We start from the raw sequence: 21397 nt of genomic DNA, 5'->3' as shown, positions 1-21397 counted from the left end.
TCTTTACGATAATATAACTTACAGATAAAATGATAAACGACATCGATACAAGTAAAGGTTATAGTATAATATCAACAGAGGCTGGCGTCCAAAACAGTCGTAAGCCAAGTTTACATTAAAGCATGAACAAACCCCTTTAAAAGGAGGTTCTTATGAGCGGGAATGATCATCAAATTAGAGAAGAACGATTGTCGCTTCTTTTAGAACAACTAGGAATGCCTGAAGAGATGAAGAGCGGTTTTTCAGGAGGCCGCATAGAAAAACTTACGATTGATAAAGCAACTAGAAGCTGGCACTTTTCTATCGGTATAAACCGTCCGCTTACTCCTGAAAATTACGCGTGGTTCAGTTCCAGTCTTCGTCAAACATTTGAACATATAGCCAAAGTCACTTTTTCATTTCAAACGAACGAAAGCTTTCAGACCCAAGAGCTCTTAGCCTATTGGCCGTTGTGTAAAGAAAAGTTAATTGAGTCTGCTGGACCGAGTCTCGGCAGCATGCTTTCCACACAAGATCCGGAAGCAGAAGGGAACTTTTTGAGTTTAACGGTTAGAAATGATGCAGAAGAAACACTCGTGCAGAGAAAACTTTCTCCTGTTATTAAAGACATGTACAGTCATTTTGGATTTCATTCTGTCATGGTTAAAACGGTTGTCAAACATTCTGAAGAAGATTTCCAGAAGTTTATTGAGCAGCGAAAACAAGAAGATCAGCATAAAGTGATGGAAGCTCTCGTTGAAAAAGAAAAAGCAGCCAAAAAAGCGGATGGCCCTGCAGCAAGAACGGATATTATGATTGGTTATTCTATTAACGATGAGCCGGTTCCGATCCAAACCATACAAGATGAAGAGCGCCGTATTACGATTCAAGGCTATGTATTTCACGCTGAAACAAGAGAGCTCAGAAGCGGGCGTACGTTATTAACATTTAAGATTACTGATTATACAGATTCACTTTTGGTTAAAATTTTCTCGCGTGATAAAGAAGACATTCCCATCCTTCAAGGTATTCAAAAAGGAATGTGGCTAAAGGTAAGAGGCGGTATTCAAAACGATACATTTGTAAGAGACCTCGTAATGATCGCAAATGACATTAATGAGATCAAACCGGAATTTAGAAAAGATTATGCCGATGAAGATAAAAAGCGTGTAGAACTTCACCTTCACACACCAATGAGTCAGATGGACGCGGTATCTTCCGTTTCCTCACTTGTGGGGCAAGCAAAAAAGTGGGGTCATCCTGCGATCGCTATTACGGATCATGCGGGCGTACAATCTTTTCCTGAGGCATACAGTGCAGGTAAGAAAAACGGAATTAAAATCATTTATGGACTTGAAGCAAACCTTGTAGATGATGGTGTACCTATTGCCTACAATGAAGCACCTAGAAAACTAGCTGAAGAAACCTATATCGTTTTCGATGTCGAAACAACCGGTCTATCAGCCGTGTATAATAAAATCATCGAACTTGCAGCGGTAAAAATTAGAGGCGGAGAGATCATTGACCGCTTTGAAGCATTTGCTAATCCTCACGAATCATTATCACAAACGACCATTGAATTAACAGGAATTACAGATGATATGGTCGAGAATGCTCCTGAAATTGAAGAGGTTCTGCGTGATTTCCATACATTTATGGGTGATGACATTCTTGTTGCTCATAATGCGAGCTTTGATATGGGATTCCTTAATGAAGGATTGCGTAAGATAGGCTTGGGTGAGGCTAAGAACCCGGTCATAGATACACTAGAGCTTGCTAGATTCTTGCTTCCACAGCTGAAAAATCATAGATTGAATACACTCTGTAAAAGGTTTGACATTGAACTCACACAGCATCACCGCGCAATATATGATGCAGAAGCAACCGGCTACCTTTTATGGAAGCTATTGAAAGAGACGTTTGAAAAAGAGATCTTCTATCATGACCGGCTGAACGATAACATGGGTCAAGGTGGTTTTCAAAGATCCAGACCATTCCACTGCATTCTTTTAGCAGCTACACAAGAAGGCCTTAAAAATCTATACAAGCTCGTCTCTGAATCACATCTTTCTTATTTTTACAGAACACCGCGGATTCCGCGTTCCCGCCTCAGTAAATATCGGGAAGGCATCTTGGTTGGATCCGCGTGTGACAAAGGCGAAGTTTTTGAAGGCATGATGCAAAAGCCGATCGAAGAAGTAGAAAAGATCGCGGAATTTTACGATTATCTAGAGATTCAGCCGCCAAGCAACTATTATCATCTCATTGAAAGAGAGCTTGTAGCTGATGAGATGAATTTGAGAGAGATCCTTTCCAATATTGTTCAGCTTGGTGAAAAACTAGACAAACCAGTAGTAGCGACTGGAAACGTACATTACCTAAATCCTGAAGACGCAATCTACCGTAAGATTCTAGTTTCATCACAAGGTGGTGCGAATCCGCTGAACAGGCAAACTCTTCCTGAAGTGCATTTCAGAACAACAGATGAGATGCTGGATCTGTTCTCTTTCTTAGGTGAAGAAAAAGCTGAAAAGGTAGTAAGTGAAAACACCAGAAAAATCGCCGATTCTATTGCCGAGATCAAGCCGATTCCTGATGACCTCTATACACCTAAGATCGAAGGTGCGGATGATGAAGTACGTTCGATGAGTTATAACAGGGCAAGAAGCATTTATGGGGAGAACCTTCCTGAATTAGTAGAGAAAAGACTTGAAAAAGAACTCACAAGCATTATTGGACACGGTTTTGCTGTAATCTATCTGATCTCTCATAAACTCGTTAAGAAATCGCTGATAGATGGATATCTTGTAGGTTCACGTGGTTCGGTAGGATCATCATTCGTAGCAACTATGACAGAAATTACAGAAGTAAACCCGCTGCCTCCGCATTATGTGTGTCCGAACTGTAAAGAATCGCACTTCTTTAATGACGGCTCAGTAGGATCAGGGTTTGACCTTCCAGATAAAGAATGTCCATCCTGTAATGTTCTTTATATAAAAGATGGACAGGATATACCGTTTGAAACGTTTCTTGGATTCAAGGGAGATAAAGTACCGGATATCGACTTGAACTTCTCGGGAGAATATCAGCCAAGAGCGCATAATTACACGAAAGAACTTTTTGGTGAAGACTATGTATATCGTGCAGGTACGATCGGTACGGTTGCGGAAAAGACCGCATACGGATATGTAAAAGGATATGCGGGTGACAATAACTTAACCATTCGTTCTGCAGAAGTAGACCGCCTCGTTTCAGGATGTACAGGTGTTAAGAGAACGACCGGACAGCATCCAGGCGGAATTATTGTTGTTCCAGATTATATGGATATTTATGATTTCTGTCCGGTTCAGTTCCCGGCAGATGATAGTTCGTCAGAATGGAAGACAACACACTTTGATTTCCATTCCATACATGATAACTTGTTAAAACTTGATATTCTTGGTCACGATGATCCAACTGTGATCCGTATGCTTCAGGACTTGAGCGGGATCGATCCGAAGACGATCCCAGCCTCCGATCCTGAGGTTATGAAGATCTTTTCAGGACCAGATGTTTTGGGTGTTACCGAAGAACAGATCATGTGTAAAACCGGTACACTAGGTATACCGGAATTTGGAACGAAGTTTGTTCGCCAGATGCTCGAAGAAACAAAGCCGAGCACGTTTTCTGAACTTGTTCAGATCTCAGGGTTATCACATGGTACAGATGTATGGCTGAACAACGCAAACGAACTTATTGCAAACGGTACGTGTGTACTAAAAGATGTAATCGGCTGCCGTGATGATATTATGGTCTACCTCATCTATAAAGGCCTTGAACCATCACTCGCCTTTAAGATCATGGAAAGTGTCCGTAAAGGTAAAGGGCTTCCTGATGAGTGGATCGAAGAGATGAAGAAAAACGATGTGCCAGATTGGTATATTGGATCATGTTTAAAGATCAAGTACATGTTCCCTAAAGCCCATGCGGCTGCTTATGTATTGATGGCTGTCCGTATTGCATATTTTAAAGTACATTATCCGATCTGGTTCTATGCAGCTTACTTTACTGTAAGAGCCGATGATTTTGATGTAGAATCAATGGTCAGAGGATCAAAGGCTCTTCGTGCTAAGATTGAAGAGATCTCAGCAAAAGGGCTTGATGCTTCCACAAAAGAGAAGAACCTGCAGACCGTATTGGAGCTTGCGTTAGAAATGTGTGAAAGAGGGATGTCTTTCCAAAAGATTGATCTATATCGTTCAAGCGCAACTGACTTTTTAGTTGAGGGTGATACGCTTATTCCTCCGTTTAATTCAATCGCAGGTCTCGGTACGAATGCGGCGTTAAACATAGTAAAAGCAAGAGAAGAAGGAGAGTTTCTATCAAAAGAAGACCTTCAGCAGCGTGCAAAACTATCTAAGACTATTATTGAGTATTTAGATGATCAAGGATGTCTTGAAGGATTGCCTGATGCAAACCAGCTTTCCCTCTTTTAACAAAGGCTCAAAAGCAGGAAGAAAGTTGCAGTATTTTATTGGTTATGGTATATTATTTTTGGAAATACTGTTGAATGAATAACTGTCGACGAAAGAGTGGGGCTCCCCACTCTTTCGTTACGTTTTAAGGTCATTCAGTTAGAAGGAGGGCAGCAATGAGTCAGAAGATTACAGAGCTCACATCAGAGCTTGTAACCCCAATCGTTGAAAAACTAGGACTTGAACTTGTTGACGTTGAATTTGTTAAAGAGGGTAAAAACTGGTTTCTCCGTGTATATATCGATTCCACGGGTGGTGTTGATATTGAAGAATGCGGGACTGTCAGTGAACAGCTTAGTGAAAAGTTAGATGAACTTGATCCGATCGAACAGCCCTACTTTTTAGAAGTGTCTTCTCCAGGTGTTGAAAGACCGCTTAAGAAACCTGAAGATGTTAAAAAAGCTATCGGGAAAAATGTAAACATAAAACTTTACGAGCCTATTAATGGTGAAAAAGTTTTTGAAGGACTCTTAAAAGACTTTGACGGTGAAACGCTGTTCATGGAGATTAGAGTAAAGACGCAAGTCAAAAAGGTAGAATTGCCTTATTCAAAAGTGGCAAATGCCCGTCTTGCGGTTGTTTTTTAATGAAGAGGGGAGTAAAGAAATGAGTACCGAGTTGTTGGATGCACTTACATTGTTGGAGAAAGAAAAAGGGATTAGTAAAGAAGTTATTATTGAAGCGATCGAAGCAGCCCTTATTTCTGCTTATAAGCGTAATTTTCATCAAGCACAAAATGTTCGTGTTGATTTTAACAGAGACACAGGAAGTATCCGTGTTTTCTCAAGAAAAAATGTGGTTGAAGAGGTTGAAGACGATCGTCAAGAAATTTCAGTTGCTGAAGCACAAGCGATCAACCCTGGTTATGAGCTAGATGATATTGTAGAAGAAGAAGTGACACCAAAAGACTTTGGACGTATTGCTGCTCAAACAGCGAAACAGGTTGTTACACAGCGCGTACGTGAAGCAGAACGCGGCATTATTTTTTCAGAATTTATTGACCGTGAAGAAGATATCATTACAGGGATCGTACAGCGGCAAGACCACCGCTATATGTATGTAAGCCTAGGCAGAGTAGAAGCGCTATTGCCTGCTGCAGAACAAATGCCAGGAGAATCCCATACAACGAACGACCGTATTAAAGTGTATATCACAAAGGTTGAAAAGACGACTAAAGGACCTCAAATCTTGGTTTCCAGAACCCACCCAGGATTATTGAAACGATTGTTTGAGCTTGAAGTTCCGGAAATCTATGATGGTACGGTTGAGATCAAATCAATCGCACGTGAAGCGGGAGACCGTTCAAAAATTGCAGTGTATGCAGCAGACCCAGAAGTAGATCCAGTCGGATCTTGTGTGGGACAAAAAGGTGCACGTGTACAAACGATCGTAAACGAACTTAACGGCGAAAAGATCGACATCGTACGCTGGAGTGAAGACCCAGTCGTTTATGTTGCAAATTCTTTAAGTCCAGCTAAAGTGCTAGAAGTGCAAGTGAATGAAGAAGAAAAGATGACGACTGTCATCGTTCCTGATTATCAGCTTTCACTAGCAATTGGCAAGAGAGGTCAAAATGCTCGTCTAGCTGCAAAGTTAACAGGTTGGAAGATTGATATTAAGAGTGAATCAGAAGCAGTAGAATCTGGTGTTTACAATCCTGCAAATACTCGCAGTGATTTTTTTGATGATACTGATGAGGACGAAGAGTAAGAAAAGACGAGGTGGAGACAATGAAAACACGCAAAATTCCTATGAGAAAATGCGTAGCCTGTCAAGAGATGAAGGCTAAAAAAGAATTAACACGTATTGTCCGCTCACCTGAAGGAGAAGTCTCTGTAGATATTACTGGGAAAAAATCCGGAAGAGGAGCCTACCTTTGTCATGAACCTGCTTGCATTGAGCAAGCAAAAAAGAAAAAGGTTCTTGAGTCACATTTGAAAACAAAGATACCAGCTGACTTATATGAACAGCTTGAAAAAGGAAGTCATACATCTTGAAACCAACTCCTTGGGAAAACTTTCTTGGAATAGCAGCACGAGCCGGTAAAGTCATATCCGGTGAAGAATTAGTTGTTAAAAGCATACAAAAGCAAAATGCCAAAATTGTTTTGCTATCAAAAGATGCTTCTGAAAATACAAAGAAAAAAGTTACTGATAAATGCCTTTTCTATAAAATCGATCTTGTGTGGATTGAGGATCGAAACATTTTAGGTAAGGCCATTGGTAAAGAGCAACGAGTTGTAGTTGCTGTAAATGATCAAGGATTTTCAAAGCGTTTGAAGGAACTTCTTGATCACTAACTCGGGGGTGAACATATGAGTAAAATCCGCGTATACGAATATGCGAAACAGAAAAATGTTCAAAGTAAAGACATTATCGAAAAGCTGAAAACCATGGATGTTCATGTGGCGAATCATATGTCTATGATTGATCAGGCAGCTCTTAAAAAATTGGACGAAGCATATCGTCCAAAAGCAAACAAAGATCAAACAAAACCATCAAATCAAAATCAACTCCCTAAAACAGATATGAAAAATAGCAACTCTGGTAACGACACCAAATCTAATAAAAAGGAAGTTCAAAAAGAGAGTAATATGAAAATAAAAAAAGAGAACAATAACTCGTCACAATCTAAAGGACCAAAGTCCACTAATTCAAGTAACCAAAGCAACCAGAACAATAAAAACAGCAACAATCAAAACAAAAACAGCAGCAATCAAAACAAGAACAGTAACAATCAAAACAAAAACAGCAACAACAGAAATCAAAACAACAATAACAACAGAAACAACAACAATAAAAATCAAAACAGAAACAAACAAAATAGAGGCGGCGGGAACCAGCAGCAAGCTCCACAGAAAAAAGTTCTTGAAACGCCAAGCAAAATCACTTTTACAGAGTCACTTCAAGTAGGTGAGCTTGCAAAAAAATTAAACAAAGATACTTCTGAGATCATTAAGAAATTAATGGGTCTTGGCATCATGGCAACAATTAATCAAGAACTTGATAAAGAGGCAATTGAGTTGATTGCAGCTGATTATGATGTTGAGGTAGAAGAAGAAATCATCGTGGATGAAACAGAATTCGAAAACTACGAAATCGTTGATGAAGAAAAAGACCTTCAAGTTCGTCCACCTGTTGTAACGATCATGGGACACGTTGACCATGGTAAAACAACACTTCTAGATGCCATCCGCAACACAAAGGTAACAGCAGGTGAAGCAGGCGGAATCACTCAGCATATCGGTGCATACCAAATCACAAACAACGGTAAACAAATTACATTCTTGGATACTCCTGGACACGCTGCGTTTACTACGATGCGTGCTCGTGGTGCACAAGTAACAGATATTACAATCCTTGTTGTAGCTGCAGATGATGGTGTTATGCCTCAGACGGTTGAAGCGATCAACCATGCAAAAGCGGCCGAAGTGCCAATCATCGTAGCTGTTAACAAAATGGATAAAGAATCTGCTAACCCAGACCGTGTTATGCAGGAGCTTACTGAACATGGACTTGTATCAGAAGCTTGGGGCGGAGATACCATTTTTGTAAATGTATCAGCGATTAAAGGCGACGGAATCGATGATCTTCTAGAAATGATCAACCTTGTTTCGGAAGTTGAAGAATTAAAAGCGAATCCAAACCGTACAGCTGTTGGTACTGTTATTGAAGCACAGCTTGATAAAGGCCGTGGTTCTGTAGCGACACTTCTTGTTCAAACTGGTACGTTAAACGTTGGTGACCCGATTGTAGTCGGTCACACTTATGGACGTGTCCGTGCAATGGTTAACGATCTTGGACGCCGAGTTAAGTCTGTTGGTCCTTCTACACCAGTTGAGATCACAGGTCTAAACGATGTACCTCAAGCAGGAGATCAGTTCATGGTCTTTGCAGATGAGAAAAAAGCTCGTCAAGTTGGAGAGTCTCGCTTTAAGAAGCAGCAAGATGCACAACGTAAAGAATCTTCTAAATTAAATCTTGATGACCTCTTTAACCAGATTAAAGAAGGCGACATTAAAGAAATCAATGTTATCATCAAAGGTGATGTTCAAGGTTCAGTTGAAGCTCTTGCAGGATCACTTCAAAAGATTGATGTTGAAGGCGTAAAAGTTAAAATTATTCACTCTGGTGTGGGAGCGATCAACGAGTATGACATCATGCTTGCATCTGCTTCAAACGCAATCGTGATCGGTTTTAACGTACGTCCTGATGCTGGAGCTAAGCGTACAGCAGATGCTGAGAAAGTTGATGTTCGTCTTCACCGCATTATTTATAATGTGATCGAAGAGATCGAGTCAGCGATGAAAGGTATGCTTGATCCTGAGTTTGAGGAAAAAGTTATTGGCCAAGTAGAGGTTAGAACCACCTTTAAAGTTTCTAAAGTTGGTACGATTGCAGGCTGTTACGTTACAGACGGTAAGATTACAAGAGATTCTACAGTACGTTTAATTCGTGATGGTGTCGTTTCTTACGAAGGTAAGATTGATGCACTAAAACGTTTTAAAGATGATGCAAAAGAAGTTTCAGCAGGGTACGAGTGTGGAATTACTTTAGAAAAGTTCAATGATATTAAAGAAGGCGACATCATTGAAGCATATATTATGGAAGAAATTAAAGTACAATGATCGGCTATTTAACGGTTGAGTTTTTCATCTATGAAGCACAGTCGTTAAAAGATAAGCGTTCAGTTGTCCAAAAAGCGGTAAACAGGATTCGTCAACGCTTAAATGTAGCTGTTTCAGAGACAAATTATCAGGATTTATGGCAGCGTGCTGAGATAAGTATGGTTACCGTTTCTTCGGACAAAATAATAGCAGAAAAAGAATTGCAAAGAGCACTTGCGATTATTACATCGATTACTGAACTGGAAGTAACACATTCAATGATCGAGTGGCTGTAAGGCAAGTGGCAAGAAACGGGGTGTAATTAAAATGGGCACAATCCGTTCCAATCGTATCGGGGAACAGATGAAAAAAGAGCTTAGTGATATTATAGGCCGGAAAATCAAAGACCCCCGCGTAGGTTTTGTGACCGTTACCGCGGTCGATGTTACAGGTGATCTACAGCAGGCAACCGTGTATGTTTCTGTTTTTGGTGATGCTGAGCAAAAAGAACAAACACTCAGAAGCCTTGCGAAAGCAACAGGGTTTATACGTACTGAAATCGGAAAACGTATACGCATGCGAAAGACACCAGACATCTTTTTTAAGTTTGATGAATCATTAAATTACGGAAGCAAAATCGAAAGTCTTTTATCAGACATTAAACGTGATGATGAGGACAGCGAAGAAAACGAAGATTATCCGAAACCATAATAGCAAATGGATAGGCAATTACCTTAATTGTCTATCCATTTTTTGCTTAAAGAGATAAACAATCTAAAATATTGAACAGTAAGGTGTAAAAGGAGAAGCTGTATATGACTGCCAGACAAGGTATTTTAGCTTTAAATAAACCTGCCGGTATGACGTCTCATGATTGTGTGGCTAAGATCAGACGTATTTTTTCAACAAAAAAAGTAGGGCACACAGGTACATTAGATCCTGAAGTTACTGGTGTTCTGCCTATTTGTATAGGAAGAGCAACAAAGATCGCTGAATATATGTCTGATTATGGAAAGGAATACATTGGTGAAGTTACCTTAGGGTTCTCAACGGAAACGGAAGATGCACACGGTGCCAAAGTATCAGAAAAACCAGTGACTGAGGACATTCCTTTTCAAGTAATAGAAGACATTTTAAAGTCCATGACTGGAGAAATAGAGCAAATTCCACCTATGTATTCTGCAGTAAAAGTAAACGGGAAAAAATTATATGAATATGCGAGACAAGGTATATCAGTTGAAAGACCGAGGCGAAAAGTAACCATCCATGAACTTGAACTCTTAAATAGTGATAAAACTTTAACTAAAGAGCTTCCTGTATTTTCTTTCAGAGTAAAATGCTCAAAAGGTACATATGTTAGAACGCTTGCAGTTGAGATTGGCGAGAGGCTCGGGCTTCCGGCACACATGTCTAATCTTATAAGAACCGCATCAGGACCTTTTACTATTGATGAGTGTGTTACATTTGAACAACTTGAAAGTGGCGACATACCACTAGATGAATATCTGGTACCTTTAGAAAAGGGGATCGCTCATTTTCCGAAATGGACGGTTTCTGATGAATGGTTATTCAAAATAAAAAACGGTTCTGTTCTTGAAGCACCAAAAGAGTTGGAACAAAGCCCGTTTGGTGTTTATAATGAAGAAGGAAAATGTCTAGCCATTTACGAATTTCATCCTTCAAAGCCAGGTTTAATTAAACCGGTTAAAGTGTTAGCCATTGATTAATGAAAGAAGTTAGTAGGTGAGTTTTTGGAAACGATTGTTATGAGTCATCCGCATCACTATAAACAAGAAAGCCTTCCTCCAACCATTCTGGCGTTAGGTTATTTTGACGGAATCCATATTGGACACCAGCGTGTTATCTCCACTGCTGTGGAACTTGCAGAAAAAGCGGGAGCTGTTCCCGCTGTCATGAGCTTTCATCCCCACCCATCCGTAGTGTTAGGCAGAGCAGATCAAAACTGGACTTATATCACTCCTTTAGAAGAAAAGAAAAAAGTATTAGAAAGCATGGGAGTTAAACGCTTTTATCTCGTGAAATTCGATCATGATTTTGCGTCTCTTTCATCAAAGGAATTTGTTGACCAATATATTATCGGTCTAAACGTTCAACATGTTGTTACAGGTTTTGATTTCTCGTACGGCAAGTATGGAAAAGGAAACGTAGAAACTTTGGTCAAGGAATCAAATGGTCAGTTTGCTCAAACTGTAATCGAAAAGATTGAAAAAGATGGTCAGAAGATCAGCTCAACATTGATTCGTCAATTTTTAAAAGAGGGACGTGTACAGGAGATTGTTCCTTATCTTGGGCGCAGATATAAACTAAACGGTACGGTAATACATGGTGACAAACGAGGACGTACAATAGGATTTCCTACTGCAAACCTTGATACGGAGGAATACTCACTTCCCAAAGTCGGTGTTTATGCTGTAGAGGTTTCAATTGATAACGAAAGATACTTTGCGATGGCGAATGTAGGGTATAAACCCACTTTTAAGGAAGATCAAAAAAAGCCTTCACTCGAAGTGCATATATTTGACTTCCATAAAGAGATTTACGGTAAGACAGTTTCTGTTACATGGTTGAAGAGAATTCGTGATGAGAAAAAATTCAGTGGAATTGACGAGCTTATACAGCAATTGAATACAGATAAAAGTAAAACATTAGAGATTATTCAAACCATGTATTAAAAAACTTGCAATTATTTATTAAAAAGTCTATGATAATAAATGTACATTTTTTAATGTGCAAAAAACCGTTGCTTGGCAAATCGAGTCACCGACGTTTGCTCGGTAATTGGTGTTTTTAAATTTAAGGAGGTGAAAAGGATGGCTATTACTCAAGAGCGTAAAAACGAACTAATCAGCGAGTATAAGGTACATGATACGGACACTGGATCTCCAGAGGTTCAAATCGCTATCCTTACTGAACAAATCAATGAGTTGAATGATCACTTGCGTACTCACAAGAAAGATCACCACTCACGTCGTGGTCTATTGAAAATGGTTGGTAAGCGCCGTAACTTGTTAACGTACCTACGTAACAAGGACATCACGCGTTACCGCGAATTGATCGGAAGACTTGGATTACGTCGCTAATCCAGCAAAGCGGGAAATATTTTCCCGCTTTTTTTATTGCAAGCATTCATCCATTATATGCAGAAAAAATTTAATTCTTCGTATGTTTGACTAAATTCTTTCGAGTTTTTCTTTTTAGGAAGGACAACGTTAGGATATAATAGAACCATAATAGGATAGGATTTTTCTAAGTGTTGAGAGGAGTACCAAGTAAAATGGATCAACAAAAACGAACATTTACAATGGACTGGGCGGGTAGACCGCTAACGTTCGAAATCGGAGAACTAGCAAAACAAGCAAATGGTGCTGTAATGGTCAGATATGGTGATACAGCAGTTCTTTCAACAGCTGTGGCATCTAAACAGCCTAAAAATTTAAGCTTCTTCCCACTGACAGTAAACTATGAAGAGCGTTTATATGCAGTAGGTAAAATCCCTGGAGGATTTATTAAACGTGAGGGGCGTCCGAGTGAAAAAGCCGTCTTAGCGAGCCGTTTAATCGATCGTCCGATTCGCCCATTATTTGCAGATGGATTCCGTAATGAAGTACAGGTTGTCAGCACAGTAATGAGTGTTGATCAAAATTGTTCTTCAGAAATGGCTGCAATGGTCGGATCATCACTTGCGTTATCTATTTCTGATATTCCTTTTGAAGGACCGATCGCAGGGGTTACAGTTGGCCGTATAAACGGAGAATTTGTAATCAATCCGACTGTTGAACAAAATGAAAACAGCGATATACAGTTAGTAGTCGCAGGTACGAAGCATGCGATCAACATGGTTGAAGCAGGGGCTGAAGAAGTTTCTGAAGAAGCAATGCTTGAAGCGATCATGTTTGGACATGAAGAGATTAAGAAGTTAATCGCATTCCAGGAACAAATCGTTGCTGAAATCGGCAAGGAAAAGATGGAAGTTGTTCTACATGAGCTAGATAAAGACCTTGAACAAGAAGTACGTGAATTTGTCGGCAGCGATGTTAAAGAAGCTGTTAAAGTAGTTGAAAAGCATGCTAGACAAGAAGCACTTGATGCTGTTAGTGCTAACGTAACTTCTCGTTATGAAGAAGATGAAGAAAAAGCAAACGAAGCGAAAGAAATTCTACATAAGCTCATCAAGGAAGAAGTTAGACGCTTGATCTTAAAAGAGAAAATTCGTCCTGATGGCAGAAAAACAGATGAAATCCGTAAACTTTCTTCTAAAGTAAGCATTTTAGCAAGAACACATGGTTCTGGTTTATTCACACGAGGACAAACTCAAGCATTAAGTATTTGTACCTTAGGAGCTCTTGGCGATGTGCAAGTTCTTGATGGTCTTGGAGTAGAAGAGTCTAAACGCTTTATGCACCAATACAACTTCCCGCCATTCAGTGTAGGTGAAACAGGCTTTATGCGTGGACCGGGAAGACGTGAAATCGGTCATGGTGCATTAGGAGAACGTGCGTTAGAGCAAGTTATTCCGAATGAAGAAGAATTCCCATACACGATTCGTCTTGTTTCTGAAGTGTTAGAATCGAATGGCTCAACATCACAAGCAAGTATTTGTGCAAGTACATTGGCCCTAATGGATGCGGGCGTACCTATAAAAGCGCCAGTTGCGGGTATTGCGATGGGACTTATCTCAGATGGTGAAGATGTAACTGTGCTTACAGATATTCAAGGCATGGAAGATCACCTGGGAGATATGGACTTTAAAGTAGCAGGTACACCGAACGGTATTACGGCACTTCAGATGGATATCAAAATTTCTGGTATTAACCGTGAAATCCTTCAAGAAGCATTAACGCAGGCAAAAGAAGGACGAATGATCATTCTGAAGTCTATGCTTTCTACACTTTCAGAGTCCCGCAAAGAGTTGTCTCGATATGCGCCTAAGATCTTAACAATGAAGATCAATCCGGATAAAATCCGTGATGTGATAGGACCGAGCGGTAAGATTATCAATAAGATCATCGAAGAAACAGGTGTTAAAATCGATATTGAACAAGATGGTACGATCTTTATCGCATCAACTGACGAACCAATGAACAAAAAAGCAAAGAAAATTATTGAAGATATTGTTCGTGAAGTTCAAGTTGGCGAATACTACATGGGTAAAGTTAAGCGCATCGAAAAATTCGGTGCTTTCGTAGAACTTTTCAGCGGTAAGGACGGACTCGTTCATATATCTGAATTAGCAGAAGAACGAGTAGGAAAAGTTGAAGATGTAGTGAAGCTTGGTGACGAGATTCTGGTTAAAGTAATGGAGATCGATAACCAAGGACGCGTAAACTTATCCCGCAAGGTTGTACTAAAAGAAGAAAAAGCGAAGAACGAGCAGCAGCAGAACGCTTAATATAAATAATAAGATAAAATGATGAAAAATAGACTGATCCTTGAAAGTACACGCAGTGTGTCCTTACGGGTCAGTCTTTTTTAGTTTCATACACCTAATCGGCGGAGAACAGTCTTTCATGAGTAAAAAACTTAAAACTATCGGGGAAAATAACCAATATCTATCAGTGTAAAGGTGATTGTTCTCGGTAAAAATTGCGAAAGCGGAATAAATAAAAAAACACATACTATAAAAGCCTGCCTGCCTATTAAATCAAGATTAATCCGCCTTAAGCCGTTCTAACCTGTCCAAAAGATACATACCTTGGTTACAGGGAGGGAGTTACGTGAAAAATACAATTCTTCACTGGTCCATTGTCATTTTAATCATTACAGCTACGGCATTTTCGGTGCATAATCCATTTACCAGCACCTATATTGAGAGCATTAAAGCCCAAAGTACAGCTGTTTCACAAATGGAGTCCAATTCTATCTATCAGCAGATAAAAGATAGAGCGAAAGAATTGAATAAACCTCCGCAGAATGCAGAGATCGACCCTGTCTGGAAAGCCACTCCCGGTTATAATGGACTTGTTGTTGATATGGACGCCTCGTTTAAAGCAATGAAGAAAGCAAATAAATTTGATGAAAAGAAATTAGTAGTAAAACAAATCAAACCTTCCGTTCATTTAGATAATCTGCCTGCGTCTCCTATCTATAGGGGAAATCCGGAAAAACCGATGGTAACCCTATTAGTGAATGTGGCTTGGGGAAATGAGCATCTTCCAGGTATGCTGCAGACCATGAAAAAACACAACGTAAAATCAACATTTTTTCTTGATGGTTCATGGGTAAAAAAAAATCCATCCTTAGCTAAAATGATTGCCGAAGAAGATCATGAGATTGGAAACCACGCCTATTCCCATCCAGATCTAAAAAAAATGACGAACGCCAGGATTACGGAAGAACTAAAACAAACAAATGAAGTAATTCATGCAACACTTGATAAGTCACCAAAATGGTTTGCGCCTCCAAGCGGAAGTTATCGAAACGATGTTGTTCAGATCGCAGCAGACCTTGATATGAAAACCATCCTATGGTCAGTCGATACGATAGATTGGCGAAATCCTGATCCTGAAGAGATGGTAAGCCGGGTTCTTGGCAAGGTGCACCCAGGTGCTATGATACTCATGCATCCCACAGCATCTTCTTCGGCTGGGCTGGAAAAATTAATCAAAGGAATTAAAGAAAAAGGATACAGCATCGGAACGGTTTCTGATCTAATGGATGAAGAAAGGCTGTTGCCAAAAACAATCAAGTAAAGTTGTGTACGAGTTGTGATAATGGTATATTGTTCCTATGATTATTGTGGAACAACTGACAGCTAGGGGGAAACAAGTTTGATAAATAGACATACGTGTTCAAACGGCGTACGCGTCGTTTTAGAAAATATCCCAACAGTACGATCGGTAGCGATCGGTGTATGGATCGGAACCGGCTCCAGGTTTGAAAATACAAAAAACAATGGGATCTCTCACTTCCTGGAGCATATGTTCTTTAAAGGAACAAAAACTAGGACAGCAAGGGAAATCGCTGAATCTTTTGATAGCATAGGCGGTCAAGTCAATGCTTTTACATCGAAGGAATACACATGTTATTACGCTAAAGTTCTGGATACACATGCTCCATATGCGCTTGAAGTTTTAGCAGATATGTTTTTTAACTCAACATTTGATGAAGGTGAGCTCTTAAAAGAAAAAAACGTAGTGCTTGAAGAAATTAAGATGTATGAAGATACACCGGATGATATTGTTCACGATATGCTGAGTCGAGCTAGTTTTCAGAACCATGAACTCGGATATCCAATCTTAGGAACCGAAGAAACGCTCAACACATTTACAGGCAATACCCTTCGCGATTATATGAACACTCACTATGTACCTGAAGAAGTGGTTATATCAGTAGCTGGAAACATCGACGAATCTTTTATTCAAAATGTTGAGAAGTGGTTTGGGAATTATAAGACTAACAGCCTAACAAAGCCAGAAATCCATTCTCCTGTGTTTCATCCAGAAAAGCTCGCACGTAAGAAAGAAACAGAACAAGCTCACTTATGTCTAGGTTTTCCTGGACTTTCACTAAAAGATAAGCGAAGCTACAGCTTGATTATCCTAAATAATATTTTTGGATCAAGCATGTCGAGCCGGTTGTTTCAGGAAGTGAGAGAACAAAGAGGATTAGCGTATTCGGTATTTTCATATCATTCCGCTTTTCAGGATAACGGGATCTTTACCATCTATGGCGGAACAGCACCTCACCAGTTAGATGAACTGTATGAAACGATCTTAAATATCGTTGATGATCTAAAAGAAAATGGAATCACAGACAAAGAACTTACGAATTCAAAAGAACAGATCAAAGGTAATCTAATGCTTAGTCTTGAAAGCACTAACAGTAGAATGAGCCGAAACGGAAAGCACGAGCTCATCCTAGGATACCACCGTACATTGGATGATATGGTAGAATCAATCGATAACGTATCAAAAGAAGATGTTGATCAATTGGTCCAGTCTATCTTTAGTGAAGGATGTTCTGCTTCATTAGTAAGTCCGCAAGGGGAGCTCCCAAAAGGACTTCAATAACATAGGAAAACAAAAAAACCTGGAATTCTTTTCCGGGTTTTTTTATTTTACAAAAATGGGCGGATGGTTTACTCAATTCCCCAAACATAGGGAGAGCTCATGAATATAATGATGTTGATAAAAACGAATCGTTCGTGTAAACAGCATTTTATTTTTTTCTTTTTTATACGTGATGCCGTTGTGAAAGGGTACCTCGAGTAACCAGATAGGCGGGATGTTCATAATATGATGAACGTGGATAGCAATCCCCTGCAAGATAGGAACAACGGAGAAAGGGGAGAAAGAATGTTAACGGATTTGCATATCGCTGTTTTTGGCGGCGATGCGAGGCAGCTTGAAGTTATTCGGAAATTAACGGAATTAGATGCAACACTTACACTTATTGGCTATGACCAGCTTGATCATGGTTTCACTGGAGCATCAAAAATGGATATAGATGAAGTCGATTTTTCAAAGTTAGACAGCATTATTTTGCCTGTAAGTGGAACGGGATTGAAGGGGGAGATCGATACCATATTTTCTAACCGTAAAATGATTCTGACTGAGGAGCATTTAAAAAAGACTAAAAGTCATTGTCATGTATATTCTGGAATCAGCAACTCATATTTAAATGAGATCGCATTAAACAGCAATAGAAAACTGACCAAATTATTTGAAAGAGATGATGTTGCGATCTATAACAGCATTCCTACTGTAGAAGGCACGATCATGATGGTCATCCAGCACACAGATATAACCATCCATCAATCAAATACAGTGGTTCTAGGATTTGGCCGTGTAGGAATGAGTGTGGCACGAATATTCCAAGCATTGGGTGCTCGTGTAAAAGTGGGAGCCAGAAAATCTGAACATATGGCTAGAATTACTGAAATGGGAATGATTCCTTTTCATTTAGATAACTTGAAAAATGAAGTGTATGAGACTGATGTATGTATTAATACCATTCCAACTCAAATCGTCAATGCTGACGTAATCTCTAAGTTCCCATCACATACATTGATTGTTGATTTGGCCTCAAAACCTGGCGGAACGGATTTTAGGTATGCAGAGAAGCGCGGGATTAAAGCACTGCTTGCTCCTGGATTACCAGGGATTGTTGCTCCTAAAACAGCAGGTAAAATTGTCGCCAATGTACTTTCGCAGCTTCTGATCAATGAATTTTATAAGCGGGAGGGTTAGTTATTATGGATTTTGAAGGGAAACATATAGGTTTTGGACTTACCGGCTCTCATTGTACGTATGATGCCGTTTTTCCACAAATTCAAAAATTAGTGGATTTAGGTGCTAAAGTTTCACCATTTTTTACGCATACTGTCAAGCATACAGCAACTAGATTCGGTGATGAAGGAGAATGGGTAGAAAAAATTAAAGAAATCACAGGTAACGAACCTGTAGATTCTATTGTTAAAGCCGAACCATTCGGACCGAAAACACCCTTGGATTGTATGGTAATCGCACCACTTACGGGGAACTCGATCAGCAAGTTTGCAAATGCCATGACAGATTCACCAGTATTAATGGGTGCAAAAGCAACACTTAGGAATCAAAAGCCAGTTGTACTTGGCATATCCACAAATGACGGATTAGGTTTAAATGGTGTTAATATTATGCGCCTGATGGCAACAAAAAATATTTATTTCATTCCATTCAGCCAAGATGATCCAGTGAAAAAACAAAACTCTTTAGTGGCTCACATGGACACATTGGTTGAAACGATCGAACATGCGCTCCAAGGGAAGCAGCTACAGCCAGTGCTTAGGCTAGCAGAATAAAACAAAACAACAGAAGAAAATCCGTTCATAACCTCAAAGTTTATGATAAAATATGATAAATTATATGGATTAACTAGGAGAAACCATAAATTTGTGTTTCTCCTTCTGTTGTAGTGTTATAGCTAGCTAACCTTAAACAATAAAGGAGTTAATAAAGAATGAGCCAAAAATCATTTCATGTAGCTGTAGTAGGGGCGACTGGCGCAGTAGGTCAGCAAATGTTAAATACATTAAGTGAAAAAAATTTTCCAATCAAGAAGTTGTCGCTTCTTGCTAGTAAAAGATCTGCAGGACAGGTCATCACGTTTAATGGAGAATCGCATACCATTCAAGAAGCAACACCTGAAGCTTTTGAAGGTGTAGACCTGGCTTTATTTTCTGCAGGTGGTTCTGTATCCAAAGCACTTGCTCATGAAGCAGTAAAAAGAGGTGCGATCGTAGTAGATAATACGAGTGCGTTCAGAATGGATCCGAATGTACCGCTTGTTGTACCAGAGGTGAATGAGCAGGATCTATTAAATCATAATGGAATCATTGCAAACCCTAACTGTTCAACGATACAGATGGTGGTTGCTCTGCAGCCGCTTCACGAGAAATATGGACTTAAAAAAGTGATAGTGTCTACCTATCAAGCGGTGTCAGGAGCAGGAGCCAAAGCTGTTGAAGAATTAAAAGAACAGTCAAAAGCTATTTTAAACGATGAAGCATTTGAGGCCTCGATCATGCCTTGTGCTTCTGACAAAAAACACTATCAAATCGCGTTTAACGCTGTACCTCAAATTGATAAATTTGAAGAAAACGGCTATACATTCGAAGAGTTAAAAATGATGAATGAAACGAAAAAAATCATGCACCTAGAAAACCTAGAGATCGCTGCAACGTGTGTTAGATTGCCTGTTGAAACGGGTCACTCTGAGTCTTTATATGCAGAATTCGAAGGCGGCAATCCTTCTGTTCAGGAAATTAGAGAACTCCTAAAATCTGCACCAGGTGTAACCTTGCAAGATCAGCCAGAAGAACAGATCTATCCGATGCCAGCACTAGCTGCAGGACTGCCCGACGTATTTGTAGGAAGAATCCGAAAAGACTTAGATCGAGAAAATGCTTATCATATGTGGGTTGTTTCTGACAATCTGTTAAAAGGCGCTGCATATAATTCTGTACAGATCGCAGAGAGTTTGATTAAATTAAATCTGCTTTAATTCTATAAAGAAGGTGCATTCATGAAGATTATCGTTCAAAAATTTGGGGGGACTTCCTTAAAAGAAGATACAGGCCGATTAGAAGCAGTCCGTCATATTCGAAAAGCGGTTGATGAAGGGTATAAAGTGGTTTGTGTAGTTTCGGCGATGGGCCGTTTTGGCGATCCATACGCAACTGACACACTTTTAAGCCTTTTAGGTGATAAAAATAAGATATCAAACCGCGAACAAGACCTTTTATTATCTTGTGGAGAAATTATTTCTTCTGTTGTGTTTTCGGGACTATTAAATGCTTCTGGACTTTCTGCAGCAGCCTTAACGGGACCCCAAGCGGGATTCCGGACAAATGATGACTTTTCAAACGCAAGGATTATAGATATGAAAGTGGACCGGATCAAGTCTGAACTTCAAAATAACCAGGTAGTTGTAGTTGCCGGCTTTCAAGGGCAATCTAAGTCTGGAGACATCGCAACACTTGGGAGAGGCGGGAGCGACACAAGTGCTTCAGCTTTAGGAGCAGCATTAGAAGCAGAGTTCATTGACATTTTTACTGATGTAGAAGGTGTTATGACCGCAGACCCAAGACTTGTGAAAGATGCCAGACCCCTTTCAGTGGTCACATATGCAGAAATCTGCAACATGGCTTACCAAGGGGCTAAAGTCATTCACCCCCGTGCAGTTGAGATTGCCATGCAGGCAAAAATCCCTTTAAGAATCCGCTCCACTTATTCTGATCTTCCTGGAACATTGGTTACATCTGCAATGAAGGGACCTGCAGGAAAAGACGTACAAGAATCGATCATCACGGGTATTGCGCATGTTTCAAATATCACGCAAATTAAAGTATATGCCAACGACGGGCAGTATGATCTTCATACGAGAGTATTTAAAGCGATGGCACAGGAACAGATTTCTGTTGACTTTATCAATATCAGCCCAAAAGGTGTAGTATATACGATTATGGAAGATAAGACCGAGTTGGCTCTTGCCAAATTAAAGGAGCTAGGCTACGAACCTGAAGTGAATCGGGACTGTGCAAAAGTTTCTGCTGTCGGTGCAGGAATAGCGGGGACACCAGGTGTAACTGCCGCAATCGTAGAATCTCTTTCAAGCAGAAACATTCAAATTCTGCAGTCAGCTGACTCTCATACAACGATCTGGGTACTCGTTAGAAAAGAAGATCTAATAGAATCAGTTAACGCTCTTCATTCTGCGTTCCGTCTGAATGAAGAAGGATTAACTGCAAATTTACAAGAAATTGTTCAGCAGCAGTTTAATGAGTATTGAGGAGTGA

At 39.8% G+C, this 21397-nt stretch carries 18 protein-coding genes; all 18 read left to right on the top strand.

Features of this window, described 5'->3' with window-relative positions; all coding sequences use genetic code 11:
- Positions 1-152: 152 nt before the first annotated feature.
- On the top strand, positions 153-4454 hold the full coding sequence (locus IEV52_RS11360; RefSeq protein ID WP_188402658.1) for a PolC-type DNA polymerase III: 4302 nt from the start codon (positions 153-155) through the stop codon (positions 4452-4454).
- Between the two features lie 155 nt (positions 4455-4609).
- Positions 4610-5080, top strand: a complete 471-nt coding sequence (gene rimP, locus IEV52_RS11355; protein WP_188402657.1) for a ribosome maturation factor RimP — start codon at positions 4610-4612, stop codon at positions 5078-5080.
- A gap of 19 nt (positions 5081-5099) precedes the next feature.
- The gene (gene nusA, locus IEV52_RS11350) at positions 5100-6203 is read left to right on the top strand and encodes a transcription termination factor NusA (protein WP_188402656.1); all 1104 of its coding nucleotides are present in this window, start codon (positions 5100-5102) and stop codon (positions 6201-6203) included.
- Between the two features lie 20 nt (positions 6204-6223).
- Positions 6224-6490: an RNase P modulator RnpM gene (gene rnpM / locus IEV52_RS11345; RefSeq protein WP_188402655.1), complete on the top strand. Its 267-nt coding sequence runs from the start codon at positions 6224-6226 to the stop codon at positions 6488-6490.
- The gene (locus IEV52_RS11340; RefSeq protein WP_188402654.1) at positions 6487-6792 is read left to right on the top strand and encodes a YlxQ family RNA-binding protein; all 306 of its coding nucleotides are present in this window, start codon (positions 6487-6489) and stop codon (positions 6790-6792) included. The genes rnpM and IEV52_RS11340 overlap by 4 nt, the downstream gene beginning before the upstream one ends.
- Positions 6793-6807: 15 nt before the next feature.
- Positions 6808-9120, top strand: coding sequence for a translation initiation factor IF-2 (infB, locus tag IEV52_RS11335; protein WP_188402653.1), 2313 nt, complete (start codon positions 6808-6810; stop codon positions 9118-9120).
- Positions 9117-9395 (top strand): DUF503 domain-containing protein, encoded by a 279-nt coding sequence (locus IEV52_RS11330; RefSeq protein WP_188402652.1) that lies wholly within the window; start codon positions 9117-9119, stop codon positions 9393-9395. The genes infB and IEV52_RS11330 overlap by 4 nt, the downstream gene beginning before the upstream one ends.
- A gap of 31 nt (positions 9396-9426) precedes the next feature.
- Positions 9427-9810 carry a 30S ribosome-binding factor RbfA gene (gene rbfA, locus IEV52_RS11325; RefSeq protein WP_188402651.1) on the top strand — a complete coding sequence of 128 codons (384 nt, stop codon included), beginning with the start codon at positions 9427-9429 and terminating at the stop codon, positions 9808-9810.
- Between the two features lie 104 nt (positions 9811-9914).
- Positions 9915-10826 (top strand): tRNA pseudouridine(55) synthase TruB, encoded by a 912-nt coding sequence (gene truB, locus IEV52_RS11320; protein ID WP_188402650.1) that lies wholly within the window; start codon positions 9915-9917, stop codon positions 10824-10826.
- A gap of 24 nt (positions 10827-10850) precedes the next feature.
- The gene (locus IEV52_RS11315) at positions 10851-11792 is read left to right on the top strand and encodes a bifunctional riboflavin kinase/FAD synthetase (protein ID WP_188402649.1); all 942 of its coding nucleotides are present in this window, start codon (positions 10851-10853) and stop codon (positions 11790-11792) included.
- Positions 11793-11930: 138 nt separating this feature from the next.
- Entirely contained in the window at positions 11931-12200 is a 270-nt protein-coding gene (rpsO, locus tag IEV52_RS11310; RefSeq protein ID WP_066240919.1) for a 30S ribosomal protein S15, read from the top strand.
- Positions 12201-12394: 194 nt separating this feature from the next.
- Positions 12395-14509, top strand: coding sequence for a polyribonucleotide nucleotidyltransferase (pnp, locus tag IEV52_RS11305; protein ID WP_188402648.1), 2115 nt, complete (start codon positions 12395-12397; stop codon positions 14507-14509).
- Positions 14510-14834: 325 nt separating this feature from the next.
- Entirely contained in the window at positions 14835-15809 is a 975-nt protein-coding gene (locus IEV52_RS11300) for a polysaccharide deacetylase family protein (RefSeq protein ID WP_229754267.1), read from the top strand.
- Between the two features lie 78 nt (positions 15810-15887).
- Positions 15888-17129 carry a M16 family metallopeptidase gene (locus IEV52_RS11295; RefSeq protein WP_188402647.1) on the top strand — a complete coding sequence of 414 codons (1242 nt, stop codon included), beginning with the start codon at positions 15888-15890 and terminating at the stop codon, positions 17127-17129.
- 285 nt (positions 17130-17414) lie between these two features.
- The gene (gene dpaA, locus IEV52_RS11290) at positions 17415-18308 is read left to right on the top strand and encodes a dipicolinic acid synthetase subunit A (RefSeq protein WP_188403889.1); all 894 of its coding nucleotides are present in this window, start codon (positions 17415-17417) and stop codon (positions 18306-18308) included.
- A gap of 5 nt (positions 18309-18313) precedes the next feature.
- Entirely contained in the window at positions 18314-18901 is a 588-nt protein-coding gene (dpaB, locus tag IEV52_RS11285; protein WP_188402646.1) for a dipicolinate synthase subunit B, read from the top strand.
- Between the two features lie 158 nt (positions 18902-19059).
- A complete protein-coding gene (gene asd, locus IEV52_RS11280; RefSeq protein ID WP_188402645.1) occupies positions 19060-20103 on the top strand; it encodes an aspartate-semialdehyde dehydrogenase in 1044 nt (347 codons plus the stop codon).
- Between the two features lie 21 nt (positions 20104-20124).
- Positions 20125-21390 (top strand): aspartate kinase, encoded by a 1266-nt coding sequence (dapG, locus tag IEV52_RS11275; protein ID WP_188402644.1) that lies wholly within the window; start codon positions 20125-20127, stop codon positions 21388-21390.
- Positions 21391-21397 lie beyond the last annotated feature (7 nt).

The sequence above is a fragment of the Fictibacillus barbaricus genome (assembly GCF_014635025.1).
GTDB classification, from domain to species: domain Bacteria; phylum Bacillota; class Bacilli; order Bacillales; family Fictibacillaceae; genus Fictibacillus; species Fictibacillus barbaricus.
Note: the sequence above shows the minus strand (reverse complement) of the source record. Positions and strands in the feature narration are given on the sequence as shown.